General features: G+C 68.7%; 17 protein-coding genes. 10 read left to right on the forward strand and 7 right to left on the reverse strand.

What is annotated here, in order from left to right; genetic code table 11:
* The first annotated feature begins 201 nt into the window (after positions 1-201).
* The 6 genes from GBB76_RS17905 to GBB76_RS17930 all read left to right on the forward strand — a co-directional run bounded on the left by GBB76_RS17905 (position 202) and on the right by GBB76_RS17930 (position 9,137).
* Positions 202-1,242, forward strand: a complete 1,041-nt coding sequence (locus GBB76_RS17905) for an ABC transporter ATP-binding protein (RefSeq protein WP_152304562.1) — start codon at positions 202-204, stop codon at positions 1,240-1,242.
* Positions 1,239-2,186 carry an ABC transporter permease gene (locus GBB76_RS17910; protein WP_152304563.1) on the forward strand — a complete coding sequence of 316 codons (948 nt, stop codon included), beginning with the start codon at positions 1,239-1,241 and terminating at the stop codon, positions 2,184-2,186. Before GBB76_RS17905 ends, GBB76_RS17910 begins: the two co-directional genes overlap by 4 nt.
* 306 nt (positions 2,187-2,492) lie before the next feature.
* The gene (locus tag GBB76_RS17915) at positions 2,493-3,293 is read left to right on the forward strand and encodes an ABC transporter permease (protein WP_152304564.1); all 801 of its coding nucleotides are present in this window, start codon (positions 2,493-2,495) and stop codon (positions 3,291-3,293) included.
* A 10-nt stretch (positions 3,294-3,303) separates the two neighbouring features.
* Positions 3,304-4,752: a gamma-aminobutyraldehyde dehydrogenase gene (locus GBB76_RS17920; protein WP_152304565.1), complete on the forward strand. Its 1,449-nt coding sequence runs from the start codon at positions 3,304-3,306 to the stop codon at positions 4,750-4,752.
* 193 nt (positions 4,753-4,945) lie between these two features.
* The gene (locus GBB76_RS17925; protein WP_202911127.1) at positions 4,946-6,046 is read left to right on the forward strand and encodes an efflux RND transporter periplasmic adaptor subunit; all 1,101 of its coding nucleotides are present in this window, start codon (positions 4,946-4,948) and stop codon (positions 6,044-6,046) included.
* A 10-nt stretch (positions 6,047-6,056) separates the two neighbouring features.
* Entirely contained in the window at positions 6,057-9,137 is a 3,081-nt protein-coding gene (locus GBB76_RS17930; protein WP_152304566.1) for an efflux RND transporter permease subunit, read from the forward strand.
* 321 nt (positions 9,138-9,458) lie between these two features.
* On the opposite strand, the gene GBB76_RS17940 is transcribed toward GBB76_RS17930, so the two are convergent.
* The 6 genes from GBB76_RS17940 to GBB76_RS17965 all read right to left on the reverse strand — a co-directional run bounded on the left by GBB76_RS17940 (position 9,459) and on the right by GBB76_RS17965 (position 18,604).
* A complete protein-coding gene (locus tag GBB76_RS17940) occupies positions 9,459-11,438 on the reverse strand; it encodes a MacB family efflux pump subunit (protein ID WP_152304568.1) in 1,980 nt (659 codons plus the stop codon).
* Between the two features lie 2 nt (positions 11,439-11,440).
* The gene (locus GBB76_RS17945; RefSeq protein WP_202911128.1) at positions 11,441-12,664 is read right to left on the reverse strand and encodes an efflux RND transporter periplasmic adaptor subunit; all 1,224 of its coding nucleotides are present in this window, start codon (positions 12,662-12,664) and stop codon (positions 11,441-11,443) included.
* A gap of 168 nt (positions 12,665-12,832) precedes the next feature.
* Positions 12,833-15,616: a glycosyltransferase gene (locus GBB76_RS17950; RefSeq protein ID WP_152304569.1), complete on the reverse strand. Its 2,784-nt coding sequence runs from the start codon at positions 15,614-15,616 to the stop codon at positions 12,833-12,835.
* A gap of 52 nt (positions 15,617-15,668) precedes the next feature.
* Positions 15,669-16,721, reverse strand: coding sequence for a glycosyltransferase (locus tag GBB76_RS17955; RefSeq protein ID WP_152304570.1), 1,053 nt, complete (start codon positions 16,719-16,721; stop codon positions 15,669-15,671).
* An 8-nt stretch (positions 16,722-16,729) separates the two neighbouring features.
* Positions 16,730-17,416 (reverse strand): NeuD/PglB/VioB family sugar acetyltransferase, encoded by a 687-nt coding sequence (locus GBB76_RS17960; protein ID WP_152304571.1) that lies wholly within the window; start codon positions 17,414-17,416, stop codon positions 16,730-16,732.
* A gap of 60 nt (positions 17,417-17,476) precedes the next feature.
* Positions 17,477-18,604, reverse strand: a complete 1,128-nt coding sequence (locus GBB76_RS17965; RefSeq protein ID WP_162375650.1) for a DegT/DnrJ/EryC1/StrS family aminotransferase — start codon at positions 18,602-18,604, stop codon at positions 17,477-17,479.
* A 431-nt stretch (positions 18,605-19,035) separates the two neighbouring features.
* Between GBB76_RS17965 and GBB76_RS17970 the strand changes: the two genes are divergently transcribed.
* The 3 genes from GBB76_RS17970 (at position 19,036) to GBB76_RS17980 (ending at position 22,605) form a co-directional block, all read left to right on the forward strand.
* Positions 19,036-19,800, forward strand: coding sequence for a response regulator transcription factor (locus GBB76_RS17970; RefSeq protein WP_246668973.1), 765 nt, complete (start codon positions 19,036-19,038; stop codon positions 19,798-19,800).
* A complete protein-coding gene (locus tag GBB76_RS17975) occupies positions 19,797-21,080 on the forward strand; it encodes an ATP-binding protein (protein ID WP_152304573.1) in 1,284 nt (427 codons plus the stop codon). Before GBB76_RS17970 ends, GBB76_RS17975 begins: the two co-directional genes overlap by 4 nt.
* 268 nt (positions 21,081-21,348) lie before the next feature.
* Positions 21,349-22,605: an MFS transporter gene (locus GBB76_RS17980; RefSeq protein WP_152304574.1), complete on the forward strand. Its 1,257-nt coding sequence runs from the start codon at positions 21,349-21,351 to the stop codon at positions 22,603-22,605.
* A 12-nt stretch (positions 22,606-22,617) separates the two neighbouring features.
* Here the strand turns inward: GBB76_RS17980 and GBB76_RS17985 are convergent, their stop codons facing one another.
* On the reverse strand, positions 22,618-23,631 hold the full coding sequence (locus GBB76_RS17985; protein WP_246668974.1) for a helix-turn-helix domain-containing protein: 1,014 nt from the start codon (positions 23,629-23,631) through the stop codon (positions 22,618-22,620).
* Between the two features lie 422 nt (positions 23,632-24,053).
* Here GBB76_RS17985 and GBB76_RS17990 point away from each other — a divergent pair, with 422 nt between their 5' ends.
* A complete protein-coding gene (locus GBB76_RS17990; RefSeq protein WP_152304575.1) occupies positions 24,054-25,487 on the forward strand; it encodes a basic amino acid/polyamine antiporter in 1,434 nt (477 codons plus the stop codon).
* Positions 25,488-25,498 lie beyond the last annotated feature (11 nt).

Below are 25,498 nucleotides of genomic sequence, written 5' to 3' on the forward strand. Positions count from 1 at the left end.
CCGACCCGCTTCGCGCGGTTCGCCAATGCCCTCATCCCCGGGCTTGACCCGGGGACCCAGCCTCGCCGCGGTTGGGCCCGGCCCAATGTCTGGGTGGCCGGGTCAAGCCCGGCCATGAGGGCGCGGGAGCGCCTGACCACGGCGGAACGCCCGCCGTGTCCCTGTTTCCGGCCCTCTTCCCCGCCTTCCCGGATTTTCTTCATGCACCCTCACGCCGCCCCGCTCGCTCTGCCCGCCGTCCGCTTCCAGGGCGTGGAGCGGCATTTCGGGACTGTGAAGGCGGTCGACGGCGTCGACCTGTCCATCGCGCCCGGCGAGTTCTTCGCCATGCTCGGCCCCTCCGGCTCGGGCAAGACGACGTGCCTGCGCCTGATCGCCGGCTTCGAGCAGCCCGATGCCGGCCATATCGAGATCTTCGGCGAGACGGTGGAGGGGCTGCCGCCCTATCGCCGGGCGGTGAACACCGTGTTCCAGGACTACGCGCTGTTTCCGCATTTGTCGGTCGGCGACAATGTGGCCTACGGGCTGAAGGTGCGCGGCGTCGGCCGTGCCGAGCGCGACCGGCTCGCCCGCGAGGCGCTGGCCATGGTCAAGCTCGCCGGCATGGAGACGCGCCGCCCCGCCCAGCTTTCCGGCGGCCAGCGCCAGCGCGTCGCGCTCGCCCGCGCCCTCGTGGTGCGGCCGAAAGTGCTGCTGCTCGACGAGCCGCTCGGCGCGCTCGACCTCAAGCTGCGCGAGGAGATGCAGTCGGAGCTGAAGGGGCTGCAACGCGCGCTCGGCCTCACCTTCGTCTTCGTCACCCATGATCAGGGCGAGGCGCTGTCCATGGCCGACCGCGTGGCGGTGTTCAACGAGGGCCGCATCGTGCAGGTCGGCCCGCCGGAGGAAGTCTATGAGCGGCCGGCGACGCGCTTCGTCGCCCGCTTCGTCGGCTCGGCCAATGTGCTCGAGGCCGCGCAGGCCGCTGCGCTCGGCGCCGCCGCCCGCCCGTCCAGCCTGCGGCCGGAGAAGATCGCGCTGCTCTCACACGGCGCCGCCGCGCCGGAGGGGACGAGCGTCGTCGAGGCGCGGGTGATCGACGTGTCCTATCAGGGGGCGGTGCGCCGGGTGACGGCGGTGACGGGGCAGGGCCTCCAGCTCGCCGCCGTCGTGCCGGCGACCTCCGCAGGCGTCATCGCCGGCGCGACGGTCCAGCTCGCCGTGCCCGTCGCCGCCATCGTGCCGATGGAGGGCGAAACGTGAGCCTCGCCACGTTCGACATTCCCGCTCCGCGCGAGGGGGTGCTGCGCCGCCTCTCCGACGTGCTGGTGCGCCATACGCGCCTGCTCACGCTGCTGCTCCTCGTGCCGCCGCTGCTGTGGCTGGGCCTCGTCTATCTCGGCAGCCTGTTCGTCTTCCTCGGGCAATCGGTTTTCTCGATAGACGAGTTCTCCGGCACCATCGTGCGCGAGCCGACCACGGCGACGCTGCTCGAACTGTTCCGCCCGGCCAATTACGACATCGTGCTGCGCACCGTGGGGATCGCCACTGCCGTCACGCTGCTCTGCGCCGTGATCGCCTTTCCCATCGCCTATTACGCCGCCCGCTATGCCGGGCCGAAGGTGAAGGCGGGCTTCTACCTCGCGGTGATGATGCCGCTGTGGTCGAGCTATCTCGTCAAGGTCTATGGCTGGAAGCTGCTGCTGGCCAAGGAGGGCGCCATCGGCTGGTTCGCCCACCAACTCGGCCTCGGCGGCGCGTTGGCGGCGTGGCTCGACCTGCCGCTGGTCGGCGGGCCCTCGCTCTCGGTCAGCTATACCGGCATGGTGCTGACCTTCACCTATCTCTGGCTGCCCTTCATGATCCTCCCTGTTCAGGCGGCGCTGGAGCGGGTGCCGCCGCATCTGATCGAGGCGGCCGGCGATCTCGGCGCCTCGCCGGGCCTCGTCTTCCGCACGGTGATCCTGCCGCTCGCCCTGCCGGGCGTGGTGGCCGGGGCCATCTTCACCTTCTCGCTGACGCTGGGCGACTACATCGTGCCGCAGATCATCGGCACCTCGGCGCTGGTGCTCGGGCAGGCGGTCTACACGCTTCAGGGCACGGCCGGGAACATCCCGCTGGCGGCGGCCTTCTCGCTGGTGCCGATCCTCGTCATGGCGGTGTTCCTCACCGTCGCCCGGCGCACGGGGGCGTTCGATGCGCTGTGAGGCAGGCAGGTTCGGCAGAAGAGTCTTCGCTGGGTCCCGGATCAACGCCGCGCGTCGCGCAGCTTGTCCGGGAAACGGAGCGTCGCTCGTGTCCCGGACAAGCGACGCCGTAGGTGGAGCGTCGATCCGGGACCCAGGGGAGGCTCCCCGGCAAAAATCTCATCTCTCCCTGGCAGGCTCCTCCCCATTCCCCTCATGCCCGGGCTTGACCCGAGCACCCAGAGGGCCGGGACCTGCGCCTGCCGATCTGGGTCCCCGGGTCAAGCCCGGGGATGAGGGGTCGATCGAGGTCGGGAGCGCGCTGCCATGACCCGCGCGCCGCTGTCCCTGAAGATCGCCGCGCTGGGCGGGCTCGCCTTCCTGCACGTGCCGCTGCTGTTCATCCTGCTCTACTGCTTCACCACGGAAGAGAAGAGCTACGCTTTCCCCCCGCCGGGCTTCACGCTGAAATGGTTCGGCGTGGTGTGGGAGCGGCCCGACATCTGGGCCGCCGTCGGGCTGTCGCTGAAGGTGGCGGCGATCGCGACCGCGCTCGCTCTGGTGCTCGGTACGCTGGCTGCGGGCGCGCTGGCGCGGGCGCGGTTCTTCGGCCGCGAGCCGATCTCGCTGCTCTTCGTGCTGCCCATCGCGCTGCCCGGCATCGTCACCGGCATCGCGCTGCGGCAGGCCTTCGGGCTGATGGAGATTCCCTTCTCCTTCTGGACCATCGTGCTCGGCCACGCGACCTTCTGCATCGTCGTCGTCTACAACAACGCGGTGGCGCGCCTGCGCCGGCTGTCGCCCTCGCTGATCGAGGCCTCGATGGACCTCGGCGCCGACGCCTTCCAGACCTTCCGCCTCGTGGTGCTGCCCAATATCGGCACGGCGCTGCTGGCGGGCGGCATGCTGGCCTTCGCGCTCAGCTTCGACGAGGTGATCGTCACCACCTTCACCGCCGGCCAGCAGTCCACACTGCCGATCTGGATGCTGTCCGAACTCATCCGCCCGCGGCAGCGGCCCGTGACCAACGTGGTCGCCGTGCTCGTGATCCTCGTGACCTTCCTGCCCATTCTCGCCGCCTACTACCTCACCCGCGAGGGCGAGGCCGTGGCCGGAAGCGGAAAATAGGAGACGCCCCATGACTGCCCTTGCAGATACGCAGATGCTCATCGGCTCGGCCTTCGTCACCGGCACGGAGACGCCCGAGACGGTGCTGAACCCGAAGACCGAGGAGACGCTGATCGAGCTGCCGGAGGCCTCCCCCGATCAGGTCGACGCGGCGGTGAACGCGGCGGAGAAGGCGTTCACCCACTGGTCGCGCACCACGCCCGGCGAGCGCTCCAACCTGCTGCTCAAGCTCGCCGACCGCATCGAATCCGAGGCCGAATCCTTCGCCACGCTGGAGGCACTTAACTGCGGCAAGCCGCGCCACGCGGTGCTGAACGACGAACTGCCCGGCGTGGTCGACTGCTTCCGCTTCTTCGCCGGCGCGGTGCGCACCCAGCACGGCATGGTGGCGGGCGAGTACATGGCCGGCCATACCTCGATGATCCGCCGTGACCCGATCGGCGTCGTCGCCTCCATCGCGCCGTGGAACTATCCCCTGATGATGGCGGCGTGGAAGCTCGCCCCGGCGCTGGCCGGCGGCAATACGGTGGTGATCAAGCCCTCCGAGCAGACCCCGCTGACCACGCTGAAGCTGGCGAAGCTGATCGCCGACATCTTCCCCGAAGGCGTCGTCAATGTCGTGCTCGGGCGCGGCGAGAGCGTCGGCAACGCGCTGATCAACCATCCCAAGGTGGCGATGATCTCGCTTACCGGCGACATCGCCACCGGCAAGAAGGTGCTGACCGCCGCCGCCCGGACGGTGAAGCGCACCCATCTGGAACTTGGCGGCAAGGCGCCGGTCATCGTGTTCGACGATGCCGACATCGAGGCCGTGGTCGAGGGGGTGAAGGTCTTCGGCTATTACAATGCCGGGCAGGACTGCACCGCCGCCTGCCGCATCTATGCCGGCGCCAAGGTCTATGACCGGCTGGTGGCCGACCTCGCCTCCGCCGTGTCGGGCCTGAAATTCGGACAGGCCGACGATTCGGAAAACGACATCGGCCCGCTCATCTCGGCTCGCCAGCGCGCCCGCGTCGCCTCCTTCGTCGAGCGCGCTTCCGAGCAGAACCACATCGAGATCGCCACCGGCGGCAGGCTCGCCGGGGGCAGCTCCGGCAAGGGCTTCTTCTATGAGCCGACCGTGGTGGCCGGCGCGCTCCAGTCCGACGAGATCGTGCGCCGCGAGGTGTTCGGCCCGGTGGTGTCGGTGACGCGGTTCCAGGATGCCGACGAGGCGGTGGCGTGGGCCAATGACAGCGATTACGGCCTCGCCTCCTCGGTGTGGACCAGGGACGTGTCCAAGGGGCTCGCGACCGCCGCGCGGCTCCAGTATGGCTGCACCTGGGTGAACTGCCATTTCATGCTGGTCAGCGAGATGCCGCATGGCGGCCTCAAGCAGTCCGGCTACGGCAAGGACCTCAGCGCCTACGCGCTGGAGGACTATACCGTCGTGCGGCACGTGATGGTGAAGAACGGCTGATTCGCCGCCCCGCCTGCCGGCTGCCGCGTGGCGGTCGGCAGGCGCCGCCTGTTGGAGTATGATGCTGCCGCTTCCGCGCGAATGTGATCGGCGTCGGGGGAACATGACACATAATTAAGTTGGAACTTTTCCTCACATCTGCTGTGTCGCAACATGGATTTTCCTGCTTCCGACGCAGCTTGATGAGGGTCTGATGCAACGCAGAACCGGCGTGTGGCTGATTGCGGCACTTCTCGTGGGGGCAGGGGCCCTCGCGCATCAGAAGGGCTGGGTCGATACGGCGGCTCTGCTCGGCGGACGGGGGACGGCCAATGCCGCCGCCGAGCCGAAGGCGGCGCCCCGGGCGCCGGTCGAGGTGGCGCCTGCCCGTCAGGCGGCGGTGACGACCGACATCTCCTCCATCGGCTCGCTGCAGTCCGACGAGTCGGTCAAGGTGGCCTCCGAGGTCTCCGGTCGCATCCTGGAGATCCGGTTCAACGAAGGCCAGCATGTGAAGGCCGGCGACGTGCTGGTGCAGCTCGACGCGGCGCTGATGAAGGCCTCGCTGGAAGAAAACGAGGCGCGCCTCGCGCTGGCGGAAGCCAATTACAGCCGCGCCCAGCGCCTGCAGCAGTCCGGCTCCGGCACTGCCCGGGCGCTCGACGAGGCGCAGGCGGAACTGTTCACCTCGCGCGCCTTGCTCAATTCCCAGCGCGTCCAGATCGCCAAGCACACCATCACCGCGCCTTTCGACGGGGTGGTCGGCCTGCGCTCGGTCTCGAACGGTGCCTATATCGCCACCGGCACCGAACTGGTGAACCTCGAGAAGATCGACACGCTGAAGCTGGACTTCAAGGTGCCGGAGACGCAGCTCGCCGCCATCTCGCCCGGGCAGACGGTTCTGGTGAGCCTGGACGCGCTGCCGGGGCGCAACTTCACCGGCACGATCTACGCCATCGACCCCATGGTCGATGTGAACGGGCGCTCGCTCAGCGTGCGGGCCCGGCTCGACAATGGCGATCTGGTGCTGCGCCCGGGCCTGTTCGCCCGCGTGGTGGTGAAGGGGCGCGAGACCCGCGACGCGGTGTTCGTGCCGGAAAGCGCCATCGTGCCGCGCGGGCAGGACCGCCTCGTCTGGCAGGTGGTCGACGGCAAGGCCCGGCAGGCCAAGGTGCAGCTTGGCCAGCGCCTCAATGGCGAGGTCGAGGTGAGCGGCATTCCGGCCGGCGCGATGATCGTGGTCGCCGGCCAGGGGCGGCTGCAGCCCGGCGTGGCGGTCGAGGTGGTGGCCCCCCCGCCCGCGCCGCAGGGCTGAGGCGGAGCCGATGGGTCTTTCCGAACTCTGCATCCGCCGTCCGGTCTTCGCGACGGTGCTCAGCCTCCTGCTGATTCTGCTCGGCGTGGTCTCGTTCACCCGGCTGACGGTGCGCGAATACCCCAACATCGACGAACCGACCGTTTCGGTGGTCACCAACTATCCCGGCGCCTCGGCGAGCATCGTCGAAAGCCAGGTCACGCAGGTGCTGGAAGGCTCGATCGCCGGCATCGAGGGCATCGACGTGCTGGAATCGACCAGCCGTTCGGAATCGAGCCGCATCACCGTCCGCTTCCGGCTGGAGATCGACCCGGATGTGGCGGCCAGCGATGTGCGCGACCGGGTGAGCCGTGTGCGCCAGCGCCTCCCCGACGAGATCGACGAGCCGGTCATCTCCAAGGTCGAGGCCGACGCCCAGCCGGTGATGTTCGTCGTCTTCCGTTCCGACCGCATGTCGGGCCTCGAACTGTCGGACTATATCGACCGCTACGTGGTCGACCGCTTCAAGAACATCAGCGGCGTCGCCGACGTGCAGATCTATGGCGAGCGGCGCTACGCCATGCGCATCTGGCTCGACCGCGAGCGTCTTGCCGCCTACGCGCTCACCGTGCAGGACATCGAGGACGCGCTGCGCGCGCAGAATGTCGAGATCCCCTCCGGCCGCATCGAGAGTCGTGACCGCGAGTTCACCGTGCTCTCGCGCACCGGCCTGACCACGGTCGACCAGTTCGACCAGATCGTGGTCAAGCGGGCCGACGGGGCGCAGGTCCATATGAGCGACGTGGCGCGCGTCGAGCTTGGCGCCGCCGACGAGCGGCGCGCCAGCCGCTTCAATGGCGGCGCGGCGATCTTCATCGGCCTCATCAAGCAGGCGGTGGCCAACCCGCTCGACGTCTCCGCCGGCGCCCGCGCGGTGCTGCCGGCGGTGAATGCGAGCCTGCCGGAAGGCATGAGCGCCACCATCGGCAACGACAACGCCGTGTTCATCGACCGCTCGATCAAGGCGGTGTTCCACACCATCCTCGAGGCCGTGCTGCTGGTGGTGCTGGTGATCGTGGTGTTCCTGCGCTCGTTCCGCGCCTCGATCATCCCGATCGTCACCATCCCGATCTCGCTGATCACCACCTTCGCCATCATGTACGCGCTCGGCTTCAGCGTGAACACGCTGACGCTGCTGGCCTTCGTGCTCGCCATCGGCCTTGTGGTCGACGACGCCATCGTGGTGCTGGAGAACATCTTCCGCCACATCGAGCACGGCATGAAGCCGATCCCCGCCGCCATCAAGGGCGCCCGCGAGATCGGATTCGCCGTCGTCGCCATGACGATGACGCTCGCCGCCGTCTACGCCCCCGTCGCCTTCGCGCCGGGCCGTACCGGGCGCCTCTTCCTCGAATTCGCGCTGACGCTGGCCGGCGCGGTCATCATCTCCGGCTTCATCGCGCTCAGCCTCACGCCGATGATGTGCTCGCGCCTGCTCAAGCACGAGGAGAAGCCGGGCCGGGTCTCCGCCTTCATCGAGCGCCGGCTGCGCGGGCTGGAGGAAGGCTATCGCCGGGTACTCCAGGCCTCGCTCAGGGTGCGCGCCCTCGTCCTGCTGACGGCGCTCCTCGTGGCCGGCGCCAGCGCCTTCTTCCTGGTCGCGCTCCCCTCCGAGCTGTCGCCGGTGGAGGATCGCGGCGTGATCCGCGTGACCGGTAGCGGGCCGGAAGGCTCCACCCTCGCCTATACCTCGCGCTACACCAGCCAGATCGACCAGATCGTCTCGAAGGAGCCGGAGGTCGCCAGCGTTCTCGTCATCAACGGCTTCCCGGAGGTGCATCGCTTCCTGGTGATCGGCCGCCTGAAGGACTGGGACGAGCGCGATGTGCGCCAGCAGGAACTCGTGACCAAGCTGACGCCCGAGCTGCGCCGCATCGCCGGGATCAACGCCTACGCCAATAATCCGCCCTCGCTCGGCGCCTCGAACAACTCGCGGCCTATCGAATACGTCATCCAGACCTCGGGCACCTATGAGCAGCTCGACGAGTATGTGAACCGCTTCCTCGAACGGATCCGCGACTATCCCGGCCTTGTCAGCATCGACAGCGACCTCAAGCTCAACAAGCCGGAGATTTCCGTCGCCGTCGACCGCGCCAAGGCGGCGGATATGGGCATCGACGTGGCCGTGCTCGGCCGGACGCTGGAGAGCCTGCTCGGCGGCCGGCAGGTGACGCGCTTCGAGGTGGCGGGCGAGCAGTACGACGTCTATGTCCAGCTCGACGCCCGCGACCGCGCGTCACCGGCGACGCTCGACACCATCTATCTGCGCTCGGCCAGCGGGGAGATGGTGCAGCTCTCCAACCTCGTCACGGTGCGCGAGAGCGTGGCGCCGCAGGAGCTCAAGCGCTTCAACCAGCTCCGCGCGGCCACCGTCTCGGCAAATCTGGCGCCCGGCTTCTCGCAGGGCGAGGCGCTCGCCTTCCTCGACCGCACCGCGCGCGAGGTTCTGCCCCAGACCGTGCAGACCGACGTCGCCGGCCAGAGCCGCGAGTTCCGCGCCGCCGGGCAGAGCCTCGTCGTCGTGTTCCTGCTGGCGCTCGGCTTCATCTATCTGGTGCTGGCGGCGCAGTTCGAGAGCTTCCGCGACCCTGTGATCATCATGCTCACCGTGCCGCTGTCGATGACCGGGGCGCTGGCGGCGCTGTATTTCACCGGCGGCTCGCTCAACGTCTACTCGCAGATCGGCCTCGTCACGCTGGTGGGCCTCATCACCAAGCACGGCATCCTGATCGTCGAGTTCGCCAACCAGCAGCAGGAGCACCACGGGCTCGACCGCCGCGCGGCGGTGGTGGAGGCGGCGGTGCTGCGCCTGCGGCCGATCCTGATGACCACCGGCGCCATGGTGCTGGGGTCGGTCCCGCTGGCCTTCGCGTCGGGGGCCGGCGCCGAGAGCCGCTCGCAGATCGGCTGGGTCGTCGTCGGCGGCATGTCGCTCGGTACGCTGCTGACGCTGTTCGTGGTGCCGACGGTCTATTCGCTGATCGGGCGCGTCCACCGCACCGCCCATGCCGAGATCGCGCCGGGACTGGTGCACACCAACCCGGCCGAGTAAGGGCCTGCCGCCGCCGGCGGCGCACCGTGGCTGATCCTCCACCGCATCCGACGCGGCCCGCCGGCATCCGCCGGCGTGAGGGCGAAGCGACGCCTCACTTGATCGACCAGTGGTAGAGGCATTCCTCGCACATGTCCTCAAGGCCGCAATGCGGACAGGTTCTCACATATGGATCCGTCAGGAAGTGCCATAGATACTTGAGTAATCGAAGCATGTACGCACCATCTAATGATAATGTTCCGTCTATTGTCAGTGTCGAATTGTAATGTGAAAACTTTGTGATCGCATTATTGTGATTGTATGCTGTCATGTTGTTGAATGTTACTGTCTGGATTGACTGAGGGCGACGACGGGATCGAGCCGCGAGGCGTTGCGGGCCGGCAGAAAGCCGAAGGCGATGCCGATGATGCTGGAACAGGCGAGGGCGAGCAGGATCGAGCCCGTCGAATAGACCAGCGCGAAATTCGAGCCGAGCCGGGCGAACACCGCGCCGAAGCCGAGCGCCAGCGCGACCCCGAGCGCGCCGCCGAGCAGGCACACCATCACCGCCTCGGTGAGGAACTGCTGCAATATGTTGCTGCGCCGCGCCCCGACCGCCATGCGCACGCCGATCTCGCCGACGCGCTCGGACACCGAGACCAGCATGATGTTCATCACGCCGATGCCCCCGACCACCAGCGAGATGACCGCGATGGCGGCGATCAGCGCCGTCAGGGTCTGCGTGGTGCTGGTGATGGTGCGCCTTATGTCGTCGGTGTTGAGGACGAAGAAGTCGCGTGTGCCGTGGCGCTGGGTGAGGAAGCGCGTCACCGCCTGCTCGGCATAGGCGCTGTCGACCTCGTCGCGGATCTTGAGCGTGATCGAGCGCAGGGCGGTGGAGCCGAGGATGCGCGTCTGCACGCCGGTATAGGGCAGGTAGATCGACAGGTTCTGGCTGGAGCCGAAGCCGCCCTGCTGGGGGCGGGCGACGCCGACCACCCGGGCGGGCGTCGTGCCGATGAGGATCACGGCGCCGATCGGGTCGGCGTCCGTGCCGTCGAACAGCGCCTTGCGCGTGTTCTCGTCGATCACCGCGTCGAGCGCGCGGGCCTCGACGCTGCCGGCGTCGAACAGGCGGCCGGCGGAAAGCTGCGTGCCCTTGGCGGCGAAATACTGCTCGCTCACGCCGTTGACGAGCGCGTTCGCCTCGCGCCCGCCAAAGCGCACCGTGCCCTGCGTCGAGACGGTGGGGGTCGCCGCCGCCACATAGGGCTGGCGGGCGAGTTCCACCGCGTCGGCGACGACCAGCGTGGTGATGCGGCCCGAGCGCGTGTCACCGAAATCCCTGCCGGCGAAGATCTCGATCGTGTTGGTGCCGAGCCCGCTGATATTGGCGAGCACCTTGCGGCGCGAGCCCTCGCCCAGCGCGACCACGCACACGACAGAGGCGATGCCGATCACGATGCCGAGCATGGTCAGGCAGGTCCGCAGGCGGTGGGCGTTCATCGCCCGCAGCGCCATGCCGAACGCCTCGCCGAACTGGTCGAGCGTGCGGCGCCATGACCGGCCCGTCCCGCCCGGTGCCGCGCGCGCCGCACCCGAGGCGGGCGCCTCCGGCGCGACCCGGCGGTCGGCGACGATGCGTCCGTCGGCGATCTCGATGATGCGCCGGGCGCGCGCCGCCACGTTCATGTCGTGGGTGACGATGATGACGGTGCGGCCCTCGGCGTTGAGTTCGCCGAGGATGGCCAGCACCTCCTCGCCGCTGCGCCGGTCGAGCGCGCCGGTCGGCTCGTCGGCCAGGATGATGTCGGCGCCGTTCATCAGCGCCCGGGCGATGGAGACGCGCTGTTGCTGGCCGCCGGAGAGCTGGCCGGGACGGTGGCCGAGCCGGTCGCCCATGCCGAGCCGGCCGAGCAGGGCGGCCGCGCGTGCCGCGCGCTCGGCGGCGGGGCGGCCGGCATAGATGGCGGGCATCTCGACATTGCCGAGCGCGGTAAGCTCGGCGAGCAGGTTGTAGCGCTGGAAGACGAAGCCGAAATGCTCGCGGCGAAGCTCCGCCAGTTCGTCCGCCGCGAGTTCCGCCACGTCGCGGCCGGCGATGCGGTAGCGGCCCGCGCTGGGCCGGTCGAGGCAGCCGAGAATGTTCATCAGCGTCGACTTGCCCGAGCCGGAGGCGCCGACGATGGCGACCATCTCGCCGGCGGCGATCTCGAGGTCGATGCCGTCCAGCACCGTCACGAGCGCCTCGCCGGAGGGGTAGTCGCGCCGCACGCGCGAAAGCGCGATCAGGGGCGTGTGGGATTCCGCGCGCACCGGCATGGTCACAACCCCATCGGCGGCGGGCCGGGCATGGCCGAGGCGGCGGGCGCGACGCTCGCGGTGTCGCCCGTCACCACGCGCTCGCCCTCGGCGAGCCCCGCGCGCACCTCGGCGACGGTGCGGTCGTTGAGGCCGATCTCGACCGTGCGCTGCTCGACCTTGCCGTCCGCGCCCAGCACCTCGACCTGATGGCGCCCGGCCGCGTCGCGCGCGCCGAGCGCCATGGCGGGCACGGTGAGCACGCCGCGCGCCTCGCCGACGACGATGTGCACCTCGGCGGTCATGTAGGTGCGCAGCCGGCCCTCGGGGTTCGGCACGTTGAGGATGCCGTTATAATAGATCGCCGAGGTGCTGGCCGACGTGCCCGTGCTGGCCGAGGCGCTGGTCGAGGCAGAGCTGAAGCTGTCGTCGGTCCGCACCGATTCCGGCGCCGGCTCGATGGCGGCGAGCGTGGTGTCGTAGCGCCGCGTGCCGTCGCCGACGATGGTGAAATAGGCGCGCTGGCCGGCCGCCGCGCGCACGACGTCCGCCTCGGAAATCTCCGCCCGCACCGTCATCACGTCGAGCTGGCCGAGCACCACGATGGTCGGCGCCGACTGGGTGGCGTTCACCGTCTGGCCTTCCTGGCTGACGATGGCGAGCACGGTGCCGTCGATGGGCGCGGTGATGCGGGTGTAGCCGAGATTGCTTTCGGCGTTCTCGACCGCCACCCCGGCGGCGTCGATCTGCGCCGCGAGCTGGGCGATCTGCGCCCGCGTCGCCTTCACATCGGCCTCGGCCGCCTCGTAATCGGCCTGCGAGACGATCTTCTGCGTCACCATGGAGGCGCGGCGTTCGAGGATCAGCTCGTCGCGGTGGAGCAGCGCCTGCTTCTCGTCGAGCTGCGCGCGCACATTGGCGAGCGTGGCGCGGGCGGTGCGCAGGGCGTTCTCCTGCGGCACGGAATCGATTTCGGCGAGGAGGTCGCCGGCCTTCACCTGCTGGCCGAGCGCGACGGCGACGCGGGTGATGCGCCCGGAAGCCTGCGCGCCCACGGCCACCAGCCGCGCCGGCTTCAGCGTGCCGCTGGCCAGCACGGTCTCCTCGATGTCGCCGCGCGTCACCGGCGCCGTCACCAGCGTGGCGGTGGCATCGCGCGTCCACTGGCTGTGCGCGCCATAGATGCCGGCCGGCACCAGCAGCAGCGCGGCCAGCAGCAGCGGGCGCAGCCGTCCTGCCTTGATCATGGTCTCTTCCGGTTTGCCCGTCCCCGTCTCAGGACTAGCGGCCGGACATTGCCCGCGTGTTTCGCACCGGGCGTCGAATGGGCGCCTTTTGTTTCGTCATGTTGCTGGCGGGCCGCCGGCAATCCTCGTTTGCAGGATTTCCAGGTCGCCCGCGCCTCGTCAGGGCGCCTAGGCGATGATCTCTTGCTGAAGCAGGGCAAGACGCGGCGCGAGCTGGGCCTCGAAACCGTAGACCTGCGCGGCGCGGGCGCGGCCGTTGCTTCCCAGCGCGCGCAGGGCGTCCGGGTGTTCCCGGTACCAGCTCAGCCGGTCGACGATGGCCTCGATCTCGTGGGGCACGATCACCATGTCCTGCCCGTCGACGAAGGCGCAGTTGAGGTTCAGCGGATCGGTGCAGAACAGCGCCACCTCGTTCAGCATTGCGTCCGACCCGCAGGCGGTGGGGAAGCCGTCGAACGCGCCGGGGAAGACGACGAAGGGGACGTTGCACAGGAGGATCAAATCCTTGTCCCGATAGAAGCGACGCAGCCATTCCTGGTCGCGGCCGCCATAGAAGGTGATCCGCCCCTCCAGTCCGGCGATGGGCAGGTCGTCCTCGCCAAAGCCTCCGACGACATGGAAGCGGCAATCCTCGAACCGGGCCGCGAGGGCGCGCGCGACGTCGAGAAAGATATCGTAGCCCTTGTCATGTCCGTCCGGCGTGTATTTATGCGCCGTGAAGCAGATATCCAGCGTGTCCTTGCCGTATTTGTAGTGCAGATGCGCAGCATCGGGCGGAGCCAGATTGGCCTCCGGGGTAACCACGCCATAGATGAATTCGATGGAGTCGGGCTCGCAGAGGCTCTTCCGCAGAAGATAGTCCCGCGAAATCGTCTGCGTGACGATCACCTTCCGGAACATGGGGCTTGAGAAGATCTTGCGTAGACGCCGGTCGGACGCTTCGTCCTCCATGACGAACGCCCCGCCGGGGTAAAGGGTGAACGCGAACGGTATGTTCCGCGCCTCGAAGAATTCGACATTTGCCCAGGCGTTGCCGGCAAAGACCGCATAGCCGAAACGGGCGGTGACGGTGGGCGGCCTGTCGGCCAGCGGAAGGGTTCGCCCGCGCAGGGCGGGAGACCTTCGGTCATGTTCCGCGATCACCTCGGCGAGCGGTCGATCCTCGTTGAAGAACGCGAAGGCCTGCCCATTGGTGAACACCCGCGCGCGCTCGAACATGGCGAGATAGGTGTCGTATTCCTCGAGCCGGAAGGCCGATTGCGGGTGGGGAAAGGCGTCGTCGATGACGATGAGGTCGAGCGGCGGCAGGTTTGCCGGCTCCGGTGCGAGGCTCGCGGGAGGCCATCTCCACAGCCGCTTCAGCCACCGCTTCATCTTCTTGCGCGCGGTGGAGATCCGTCCCCGGCGCCGCGTCTGCCCGACGGCTTCTGCCGGGGGAGCGATCCGCGCTCTGGCACGGGTTTGCACATCGAGATGAAGCGCCAATTCCCGCCGGTTCCGTTCGATGAAGCTTGCGAACTCCTCGCGGTAGCGGAAGTCGAAAAAGCGGTCGAGTCGGGTCGCCAGACGTATCGAGACGCTATTGCATTCATGCAGGGGGCGACTCGTCCAGATGGACGTCGTGTGCTGCCGGTAGGCGGCCATGGTCTCGTCGAGATATTTTATCTTTCCATGCCCGGCGTTCAGAATGTCGAACGGCCAGTCGCAACCGGGCAGGGTGTACATCCATTTCGGGATGTCGCGGACGAGGCCGTTGCGCACCATGCAGGAGGGGGTCGAGATGTAATCCCCCCGGCACAGATCCGCTGCGGCGGTCGTATCGGGCAGCCTGTCGAACAAGGGCCGCAGCAGGGTGCCGTCGCTGTCGGCCAGGAAGACATTGTGAAAGCAGATCGCGTAGTCGCGATGGCGGTCGAGGAACCGGACCTGCTTGCGCAGCTTGCCGGGATCGGTCCAGAAATCGTCGCCCTCGAGAAACGCCACATAGTCGCCGCGGCAGTCCCTGTAGGTTTCCAGATAGTTCGCGACGGCGCCGAGGTTCTTCGGCCGCTCGATCAAGTGGATCCTGTCGGGATGAAGGTCGCGATAGTGCCGGCAGATCTCAAGCGTCCGGTCGGTCGAGCCATCCTCGCCGATGACGATCTCGACGTCGAAGTCGGTCTGCTGGGCCAGCGCGCTCTCGATGGCCTGCCCGATATAGTCTTCCTGATTGAAGGTGATGATCGACACCGAGACCTTCGGCGTCCGACCCTCCGTCATGAACCGCAGGGCGTGCCGCTCCAGCGAGCGGCAGAATTCGCCGAGGCCGCGAATGAGCGCATCGTCGGACGAGCGCATCAGAACCGCATAGGTGCCGGTTTCGAACACCAGCGAGAGCCGTTCCTTCGCATGGGCCAGGGCGTCGGCGATGGAGGGCCAGTCGGTGTCGTCGATAACGAGTATCGCCCCCTCGGCCATGAGGCCGATGTAGCTGGACACGTCGCGGAGAGCCTGAAGCCGGTCGTGGTTGCCGTCGACATGAACCATGTCCGCGACGATGCCGCGCGCCCGCAGCGTGACGATGGCGCGGTCGGAGGTTTCGCGGATGAGCTCGCAGGACGCGGCCAGTTGCAGTTCGGCGCACCGCCGCACGGCCTCGTCGTGGAGGTCGTCATAGTCGGTCGTCGCAATGAACTCCGTCACCCGTTCGCGCAGGTCCGGGGGCAGGTCCGTCTCGAAGGCGGCGGCGCGTGAAAAGGGGTCGATGCCATAGCTGCGCCCGCCCCGCCCGGCGAAGGACCAGGCGAGCGGGAAGAGCGAGCGGCCGCGATAGACCCCGATTTCGACGAAGCTCTTCAGGTCGAGGCGTTCGCCCAGCCCGGCCATGACATAGAGCTTGTCGAGCGGGCTGCCCCCGCCCGTGTCGGAGGGGATCGAATGGGCCATCGCGGCCAGCTTGCGCAGGTCGAGCATCAACGGTTCCGGGGCGCGGTGGCAGGGAGAGGCGCGGGCGCGGGGGAATTGCTCACCGGCCCAGCGCCCGCCCGAGGGAGGCAAGGACAGCCCGCAGGCGCGCCAGGGTTCCGCGCGGTGTGGAGAGGCGCACCGAGGGCATCGCCATGGCGGACTGGAACGCCTGCATCGACAGCACGGCCTCGCGGATGTGCTGCGGCGACCGGTAGAGTCGTTCGAGCGCGATCTCCTGAAAATCCTCGCGGCGGTGTCCCTCATAGGCGAGGAGATACGTCATGATCTCGACCGGATCGGCGGGTTCATCCCTGGCGGCCGCCCCGGGCGCGTCCGCGCGGCCCAGGAAGGCGCCGGCGAAATTCGCCTCGGTGATCTCCTCGAAGAATCTGCGCAGGATGAAGAGGGTCTCGCGCGCGTCGCGCCGGCGCACGTCGCGCCAGCGTCCCGACGATGTGTTGTTCGGGTGGACGCGGAACCGGACCAGCCGCTCCGGCAGCACATGGATCTGGTGGCGCTGAAGCAGCCGCAGCCACATGTCGTAATCCGGGAGCTGACGCAGATAGCTGTCATAGTAGCCGCAGGCGGCATAGACCTCGCGCCGTATCAGGATCGAGGGGTGGCACAGGCAGTTGCCGTCCTCCACCAGCCGCTTCAGCCAGGCGTGCCGGGGCCTGTTCTCCTGGGCGAAATGGTCGAGGTCCAGGCCCGTCATCGGGCCCAGCGGCTTTCCCGAAGTGTCGACCCACGCGACATTGGTGAAGACCGCCGCGATGTCGGGCGACCGTTCGAGGATATCGAGCTGGCGCTGGAGCTTGCCCGGCTCCCAGGCGTCGTCGGAATTGCACAATGCGATGAGCGGCGCCCGGGCGCGTCGCAGCCCGGTGTTCAGCGCCTCGCTGCCCCCGACATTGGCCGCCAGCCGGACATGGATGAGGCGCGGGTCGTCGAAGCGGGCGATCACCTCGTTGGACTCGTCCGGCGACGCATCGTCGACGACGATGAGTTCGATATCGCGCACCGACTGGTCCAGCACCGAGCGGATCGCCTCAGCGATATAAGCGGCGTGCCGGTAGGACGGCATGACGACCGAGACCCGCATCTTCGCCATCTCTCCCGTCACGATCCCGCGCGCGGGACGCCGTCCGCCGGGAAGGGCCGGGCGGGGACGCCCGCCACCGTGATTCCCGGCGCCACGTCGCCGACGACGCAGGCGCCGGCGCCGATGAACGCGCCGTCGCCGATCACCAGCGGCGCGTCGGCGCGCCCGTTGCGGATCGAGGCGCCGACGCCGATCCACACGCGCTCGCCGATGCGCACATGCCCGGCGACATGCACGCCCGGGCAGACGGTGGCATAGGCGCCGACATGGACGTCGTGGGAGAGCACGCAGCCGAAATTCACCAGACCGAAATCGCCCAGCCGCACCGAGGCGGACAGCACGGCGCCGTGGAAGACCTGAACCCCCGCGCCGACGCGGGCGGTGGGAAGCATATGCGCCGTGCGGCTGACGAAGCGCCCGAGCGGCAGCCCGGCCGCCATCATCTTTCCGGCGAGGGCGACGCGGGCGGCGATGGCGCCGACGGCCGCGAACCAGTCGCAGTCGGCGAAAAGCGTCACCGCCTCCTCGAACGGCAGAACCGGCAGATCGTCGACCTGCCGCCCGGACGCGAAGTCGTCGACGAAGGCCACGACGCGCGCGCCGTCCCGCTCAAGCTCGTAGCGCAGTTCCCGGGCCTGACCGCCCGCGCCGTAAAGCACGGCGCGGCCGACCGGGCGAAGTCCGTCCCGACCCTGCATCGTCATGATATGCGCCCCCTTCCGTCCACGGCTGGACGCCACGCCCCCGGCGGCCACGACCCGGCCTCAGTGCAGGCAGTCCATCGCCGCGTCGCAGACATAGCGGATTTCCGCCTCCTCCATCATGTCGTGGAGCGGCAGCGTCACAATGCGCGCGGCGATCTTTTCCGTTACGGGAATATCGTCCACGAGTGCGACGTCCCGGAAATAGCCGTGCTCGGCGAGATGCGGGCTGAAATAGGTGGCGACCGCCACACCACGGGCCTTCATCCGCTCCACGAAATTTTCGCGCGCGATGCCGGCATGCTCGGGGAGCAGCGCCGGCACGAACTGATGCGCCGTGCGCGTTCCCGTATGCGTCTGGAACACGAAGTCGGGCAGAAGCTGGCGGTAGAGCGTGTGGAGCGCCCCCCGCCGCTCGACGACGGCGTCGATCTCGTCGAGCTTTCGGAGGGCGAGCAGCGCGGGCAGTTCCGCCAGCTTGGCATTGAGGCCGGGCATCTCGGCCGAGCGCCGCGCGTCGAAACCGAAATTCGCCATCTGGCGCAGGCGGCCGATGCGGGCGGCGTCGGCGCTATGGATCACCGCTCCTTCCGAGGTGGCGAAGGTCTTGGTCGCGTGCATCGAATAGACCACCGACATCGCGGCACCCTGCCCGAAGGACCGGCCCTGGCGGTCGCGCGAGCCGAGCGAGGCCGCTGCATCGACGACCACGCCGACCCCGGTGCGCTGCGACAGCGCCTCGTAGCCGTCGAGATCGAGGCTGTTGCCGAAGGTGGCATAGGGCACGATGACGGCGATATCGTCGCCGTGGCGTTCGAGCAGGCGCTGTTCCGCCTCGCGCGAGGGCAGCCACGTGTCCGGTTCGATGTCGTAGAAGATCGGCGTCAGGCCGCACCAGATGGCGGCGTGCGCGGTCGCCGCGAAGGTGAAGGATGGCATCAGCGCATAGGGCGCCCGCCGCCGCGTGCCGAAATGGGTGGCCTCCTTGATGGCGAGGAGCAAGGCGATGGTGGCGTTGCAGGCCGTCAGGCAGGCGCCTTCACCCTCGAAGAATTCGTGCAGGAGACGGGTTTCGAACGCGGCGTTGAGCGGGCCGAAATTCGAGTAGATGCCGGATGCTTCGAGCGCCTCCAGATCCTCGATATGGGCGCTCAGCCGCGCGGGGTTTGGCTTCAGCAGGGGAACGCGCATGTCGGACTCTTGCCCGTAGGGGCGAATGAACAGGCAGGCTGGTCGGCGGCGCGCAATCGACGTGTCCCGCGCATGGGCGATCCATCCGGCGAAGGCGCGCGCGGGCGGCCGAACGGGCATCCGACCTTGCTCGGCAACATACGGCATCCCTCGCCCATGAGAACGGGTGCCCGAAGGGCCGATCCCGATCCCGCACCTTTGACGCCTTCCAGACGACTGGCGTCAATATCGAAGTACCATCCCCATCGCCGTCTTCCACCGGAAGAGCGATCCCGACGAGGCCGGCGGCCGCGCCGTCGCGCCCGGCGAATTGTTTCGCGCTATACTGGCGACGGCTGAATTTTGTTTCGCGACATTGCTGGCGGGGTGCCGGCAACTTTCGTTTGCAAAATTCTCCGGCACGCCCGGCGGCGCGTGGCTATAGGAGCGGCATGAACGACATGCGCAGTCCCGATCCGGCCGCCGGCCCGCATATCCTCGTCGTCGACGACGACCAGCAGATCCGAAATCTGCTGGGGCGCTATCTCGCCGAGCAGAATTTCCGCGTCTCGCTTGCCGCCAGCGGGCGCGAGGTCGAGCGCCGGCTCGCCGAGGGGCGGGTCGACCTCATCGTGCTCGACCTGATGCTGCCCGACATCTCCGGCCTCGACGTGTGCCGGGCGGTCCGCGCGCATTCCAACGTGCCGATCATCCTGCTCACCGCGCTCAAGGAAGATGTCGACCGCATCATCGGGCTGGAGATCGGCGCCGACGACTATCTCGGCAAGCCGTTCAACCCGCGCGAGCTGGTCGCCCGCATCCGGGCGGTGCTGCGCCGGCTGTCGCCGCGCGACACGGTCCCGCAGGCGGCGCCGACGCTGCGCCTGCGCTTCTCCGGATTCGTCGCCGACCCCACGAGCCGCCAGCTCTGGGATCCCTCGGGCAGCGAGATCGTGCTGACCGGCGCCGAGTTCGACCTGCTGCTGGCGCTGCTGGAACGGCCCGGGCGCATGCTCTCGCGCGAGCAGCTTCTCGACATCACCCATGGCCGCGCGGCCGGCGGCTTCGACCGCTCGATCGATGTGCTGATCAGCCGCCTGCGGCGCAAGCTGGGCGATGCCGGCACCTTCCAGATCATCAAGACGCTGCGCAATGGCGGCTACCAGTTGGCGACGCGGGTGGAATCGGCCGGCGGGACGGAGCCGCCCCCGCCGTGAACACCATTCGCACCAAGCTCACCGCCCTGCTGGTCGGCTCCATGCTCGGCGTGCTGGCCGTTGCGACCGGCCTGTCGCTGATGCTGCTGACACCGCCGGATTTCAGCCGCATCGACGATGCCGCCGCCGCCCAGCTCGAAATGCTCATCGATCTCGCCGAGCGCGAGCGAACCCCGCTCGACATCGGCCCCTATGCCCGCATCGGCGCCGGCCCGGCCGACGGCCTGCTGCTGGACATGCCCACCCAGGGCATCAACGCCGCGCTGGAGCGGCGTGGGCGCACCCAGCGCGTCCGCGTGAGCGAGCCGGCGGATATGTGGCCGATCGTCTCGGCGCCGCTCTCGGACGGGCGCTGGCTGATCGTGCCGCTTGGCCTGCCGGCGCCGGCGTCCAGCAACCAGTGGGCGCTGGTCGGCTGGATCGTGCTGGTGGCGCTCGGCACCACGCTGGTCATGGTGCTTGCGGTGCGCCGGCTGACCGAGCCGCTGGCGCTGCTCCAGCGCACCGTCGCGACCATCGATCCCAATGGCGACGTCGCGCCGGTTCCCGAGAAGGGGTCGAGCGAGGTCCGCGCGGCCGCGCGCGCGATCAACCAGCTTGCGGCGCGGCTCGGCCAGGCCATGGAGAGCCGGATGCGGCTCGTCGCGGCGGCGGGGCACGACCTGCGCACGCCGATGACCCGCATGCGCCTGCGCGCCGAATTCCTGCCGGAAGAGGACCGCACCGCCTTCGTCGAGGATCTCGACGAACTCGACCGCATCGCCGACAGTGCCATCCGCCTCGTGCGCGAGGAAGTGGAGGCGGGCGACGGCGTGACGATGCGGCTCGAAGCGATGGTGGCCGATACCTGCGCGGAACTTGCCGCGATCGGCCATGCGGTCGAGCCGGCCCAGGTCGAGCCGGTGGCGATCCGCGCACGGCCCGAGGCGCTGCGCCGGGCGCTGCGCAATCTCGTCATCAACGCGGCGACGCACGGCCACCGGGCGAGCGTGCGGGTCGCCTGCGTCGAGGGGCGGGCCCGGGTCGAGATCGACGATTGCGGCCCGGGCATTCCGGAGAAGCTGCTGCCGCGCGTCTTCGAGCCGTTCTTCCGGGTCGATCAGGCGCGGGGGCAGCCGACCCCGGGCGCCGGCCTCGGCCTTGCCATCGCCGAGCAGATCGTCACCCGCAATGGCGGCTCGCTGGTGCTCTCCAACATGCCGCACGGGCTGCGCCAGGTGCTGGAATTCCCGGCAGTGGCGGAGGAGCCCTCCGAGGCGGGGGAAGACGCCGCCGCCTGATGTGGCGCCGAACCCTGCGCCGCACCGCGCGGGAGCGGCCTCGCACCGGGCCGCAAGCGGCCTCGCGCCTTGTCACGGCCGCCCGGCCGTGGTCCGTTGGCGCAGTATTCCGTGACCGTCCGGAGGACAGGCCGCAGGCCATGCCGCGATCCGTGCCCATGCCGTGCCGCATTCCATTCCAGATGATGCCGTGCCAGATGATGCCGTGCCAGATGATGCCGCGCCATGTGCCGTCCCCCGTGCCGTGCCTGCGCCGGAACCCGTCGCCATGACCGGACGGCGCCGCCGCGCCCTGGCCGGGGTTCTGCTGTGCAACGTGCTGGAGTGGTACGACTTCATCATCTACGGCATTCTGGCGGTGCATCTCGCGCGCGCCTTCTTCCCGCAGGACGGCACGCAGGCGGCGCTGCTGGCGACGCTGGCGGTGTTCGGCATCAGCTTCGTGATGCGCCCGCTGGGCGCGCTCGTGCTCGGCGGGCTCGGCGACCGGCGCGGGCGCAAGCCGGCCCTGCTGCTCGCGGCGAGCCTGATGGCGGCCGGCACGCTCGCCATCGGCCTGCTGCCGACCTATGAGCGGCTGGGCCTGTTCGCGCCGCTGCTCCTGCTGGCCGCCCGCATGGTGCAGGGCTTCTCGGCCGGCGGCGAGTGGGGCGTCGCCAACGCCTTCCTGCTGGAATCGGCGCCCGAGGGCCGGCGCGGCTTCGCCACCAGCTTCCTGTCGGTGACGGTGGCGCTCGGCAGCACTCTTGCCAGCGCGATTGCGGCCCTTCTCGCCGGCTTCCTGTCGGCCGAGGCCATGGCGGACTGGGGCTGGCGGGTGCCGTTCCTGATCGGCGGCCTGCTCGGCCTGGTGGCGCTGTGGCTGCGCACCGGCATCGACGAGACGCCGGTATTCCTGAGCGCGCCGCCGGGCACGCCGGCGCCCCTGCCGCTGCTGCGCCGCGTGCGCCGTCCGGGACTGACCGTCATCGGCCTCACCCTGCACTGGACGGTCTGCTACTACATTTTCCTGGTCTATTTTCCGCTGTTCGCGCAACGCCATGGCGGGCTCAGCGCGGCGCAGGCGACCTGGTCCAACACGCTCAGCACGGCGGCCATCGTCCTGATCGTGCCGCTGGTCGGCCGGCTTTCCGACCGCCACGGGCGCCGGCCGTTCCTGATCGCCTCCTGCCTGCTGGTGCTGGCGCTCGTGGTGCCGGTGCTGTGGAGCGTCGAGGCGGTCGGCGGCGTGGCGCTGATCGCCGGCGGCCAGCTCGTGCTGGCGGCGACGATCGCGCTCTATTCGGGCGCCTGTCCGGCGGCGGTGGCCGAGCTTTTCGCGACCGGCGACCGCTCGCGCTGGTCCTCGATCTGCTACGCGCTGGCGACCGCGACCTTCGGCGGCTTCGCCCCCTTCCTCGCCGTCTGGTTGAGCGAGGCGCTGGGCAGCCCGCTGGCGCCGGCGGGCTATGTGCTTCTCGCCGCCGCGACCAGCCTCGTCGTGGTGTGGCGCATGCCGGAAACCGCCGGCCGCTCCATCGCCTGAGCTGACAGCGCGCTACTCGCCGGGCTGCGCCTCCGCCGGCCCGCGCTGGGCAGGCGGGTGGCCGAAATGGCCGTGATAGGCGCGCGCGAAGCTCGAATAGCCCTCATAGCCGACGCGGCGCGCGACCTCGCTGATCGAGAGCGTGCCCTCGCCGAGAAGCTCCCGCGCACGCTCCATGCGATGCATATGGGCATAGGCGTGCGGGGTCAGCCCGTGCGCCTGCCGGAAGCCGGCGGTCAGCTCGTTGCGGTTGAGGCCGACGCGCAGGGCAAGCTGCTCGATGCTGGGCGGATCGGCGATCTCGCGGCGGTAGATCTCGGCCGCCGCCTCCACCGCCCGGCGCTTGGCATGGCCGGAAAGGGCGCGCGGCGCGGCGGGCCGCTGCGGCCGGTGCAACTGGGCGACCATGTCGCAGATGAACTCGACCGTCTTCACGCCGAGGAAGATGCCGCGCAGCGGCTCGGGATATTTGCACGCCAGCATCTGGTCGACCAGCCCGATGCCGGTCGCCGACAGCGGAAGCTGGAGCACCTCCGGCGAGCCCTCGCGCGACAGGAAGATCGGGCGATAGGCCTGTGGCACCGAGGCGAGGTCGAGCCGGTAGTGGCTGAGCAGGTGCTCGCGCTCGCAGACGATCAGCAGGCCCCGCAGCCGTCGGCCGGCCTGCGTGTCCGAGGTCGAGGCCGCCACGTTGCTGATCTGCAGGACCTGCGGCGGCACGAGGTCCATGCGCGCGCCGATCCACCTCGTGTAGCTGCCCGCGACGATGGCCTGGATGCAGACGAGGTCGGGCCGCGACAGGTCGAGGCTGTAGGGCTGCATCACCTCGAAGTTCAGCAGATGCAGCAGCGTGTGGGCGTCGATGCGCCGGTAGCCGTGCTCGCGCGCGCGCAGCAGGTCCGGCAGGCCGCTGGCCACCTGCCCGGAGGGGGCGAACTCGCCGATGCCGAGGCCGCTGCGAAGGGCGTGCAGATCGACTGCGAAGCGGCGCGTCCCGTCCACCAATGTACCCATCGCTCCCGGCATGTTCCGGCACCTGCGGAACGCTCGGGATAGTGCATATCTTCACGATCTATATCCAGTTCGCATCCGGGTCTTTGAGGGGACGGGTAGCGGGGCTAGGCGGGGCAGTTGACGGCGACCCGATGCCCCGACCCTGCGCCCGACGCGTGACCGACACCCTCGATCCAGGGGTGCCATGCGCTCCGGGTTGCAAGTCGTGCGCAGGAGATCGGACTGATCTTTGTGTTATTTAAATACCGTTTTATGTGCAGTTGCGAACATCAATGCCGCAAGTGCAGCAATGAAACGAGAAAATATGCGGGTTGCTACGAACAATTATTCGAGTTTTCGTGCCAATAATCCTCGTGTCGCGTCGATTTGGCGGATCGAAGGCTTGCCCGATCAGATATCCTTGCCCCAAAACATGACCCCCCGTGAGGCGCACCATGGCTGACAAGCCGGCCGGCAAACTCTCCCTCTTCTCGCTCACCGCGATGGTCGTCGGCTCGATGGTCGGGGCGGGCATCTTCAACCTGCCCGGTCGTTTCGCCACCGCGACCGGGCCCTTTGGCGCCATCATCGCCTGGCTGATCGCCGGCACCGGCATGTACATGCTGGCCCGCGTCTTCCAGGCGCTCGCCGAGAAGCGGCCGGACATCGATTCCGGCGTGTTCGCCTATGCCAAGGCTGGCTTCGGCGACTACATGGGCTTCCTCTCGGCGTTCGGCTACTGGCTCGGCAGCTGCCTCGGCAACGTGTTCTACTGGGTGCTGATCGGCTCGACGCTCGGGCGCTTCTTCCCGGAGATATTCGGCGACGGCAGCAGCGCCACCGCGATCATCGTGTCGCTCGTCGGCATCTGGGCCTTCCACTTCATGATCCTGCGCGGCGTCGAGCAGGCGACCTTCATCAACACGGTCGTCACCATCGCCAAGATCGTGCCGCTGATCGTGGCGGTCCTCGCCTTCGTGTTCTTCTTCAACTACACGCAGTTCTCGGAGAATTTCTTCGGCGGCGTGGGCATGCCGGAGAAGACGCTGGTGGCGCAGGTGCGCGACACCATGCTGATCACGGTGTTCGTGTTCCTCGGCATCGAGGGCGCCAGCGTCTATTCCCGCTTCGCCACGAAGCGCTCGGATGTCGGTTCGGCCACCATTCTCGGCTTCGTCGCCGTCACCGGCCTGATGGTCGCCGTCACGCTGCTGCCCTTCGCCACCGCGCCGCGGGCGGACATCGCCGGCGTCGCCAACCCCTCGCTGGCCGGCGCGCTGGAACTGGTCGTCGGCCATTGGGGCGCGGTGTTCATCTCCATCGGCGTGCTGGTGTCGGTGCTCGGCGCCTATCTCGCCTGGTCGCTGATCTGCGCCGAAGTGCTGTTCGCCGCCGCCAAATCGCAGGACATGCCGAAGCTGTTCGCGGCGCAGAACGGCAACCGCGTGCCGGCCAACGCGCTGTGGATGACCAATATCGTCGTCTCGCTCTTCGTGATCTCGACCTACTGGTCGCGCGACGCCTTCAACTTCATGCTCGACATGACCAGCGTGACCGCGCTGCTGCCCTATCTGCTGGTCGCCGGCTATGGCGTGCTGCTGGCGCGCAGCGGCGTCGGCTACGAGATGACGCCGCATGAGCGTGGCCGCGACCAGATCTTCGGCTGGATCGCGGTCGTCTACACGCTGTTCATGTTCGTCGCCGCCGGCCTGAAATACGTGCTCCTCGTGGCCGTACTCTTCGTGCCGGGCACCATCCTGTACGTGTGGGCGCGGCGCGAGCAGAAGGCGCGGCTGTTCACGTCGGTCGAGCTGATCATCTTCGCCGTCACGCTGGTGGCAGGCGCCGTGGGCGCCTACGGCCTCGTGAGCGGCACCATCACCCCTTGAGAAGAAAAGTA

The sequence above is a fragment of the Ancylobacter sp. TS-1 genome, assembly GCF_009223885.1.
GTDB lineage: Bacteria > Pseudomonadota > Alphaproteobacteria > Rhizobiales > Xanthobacteraceae > Ancylobacter.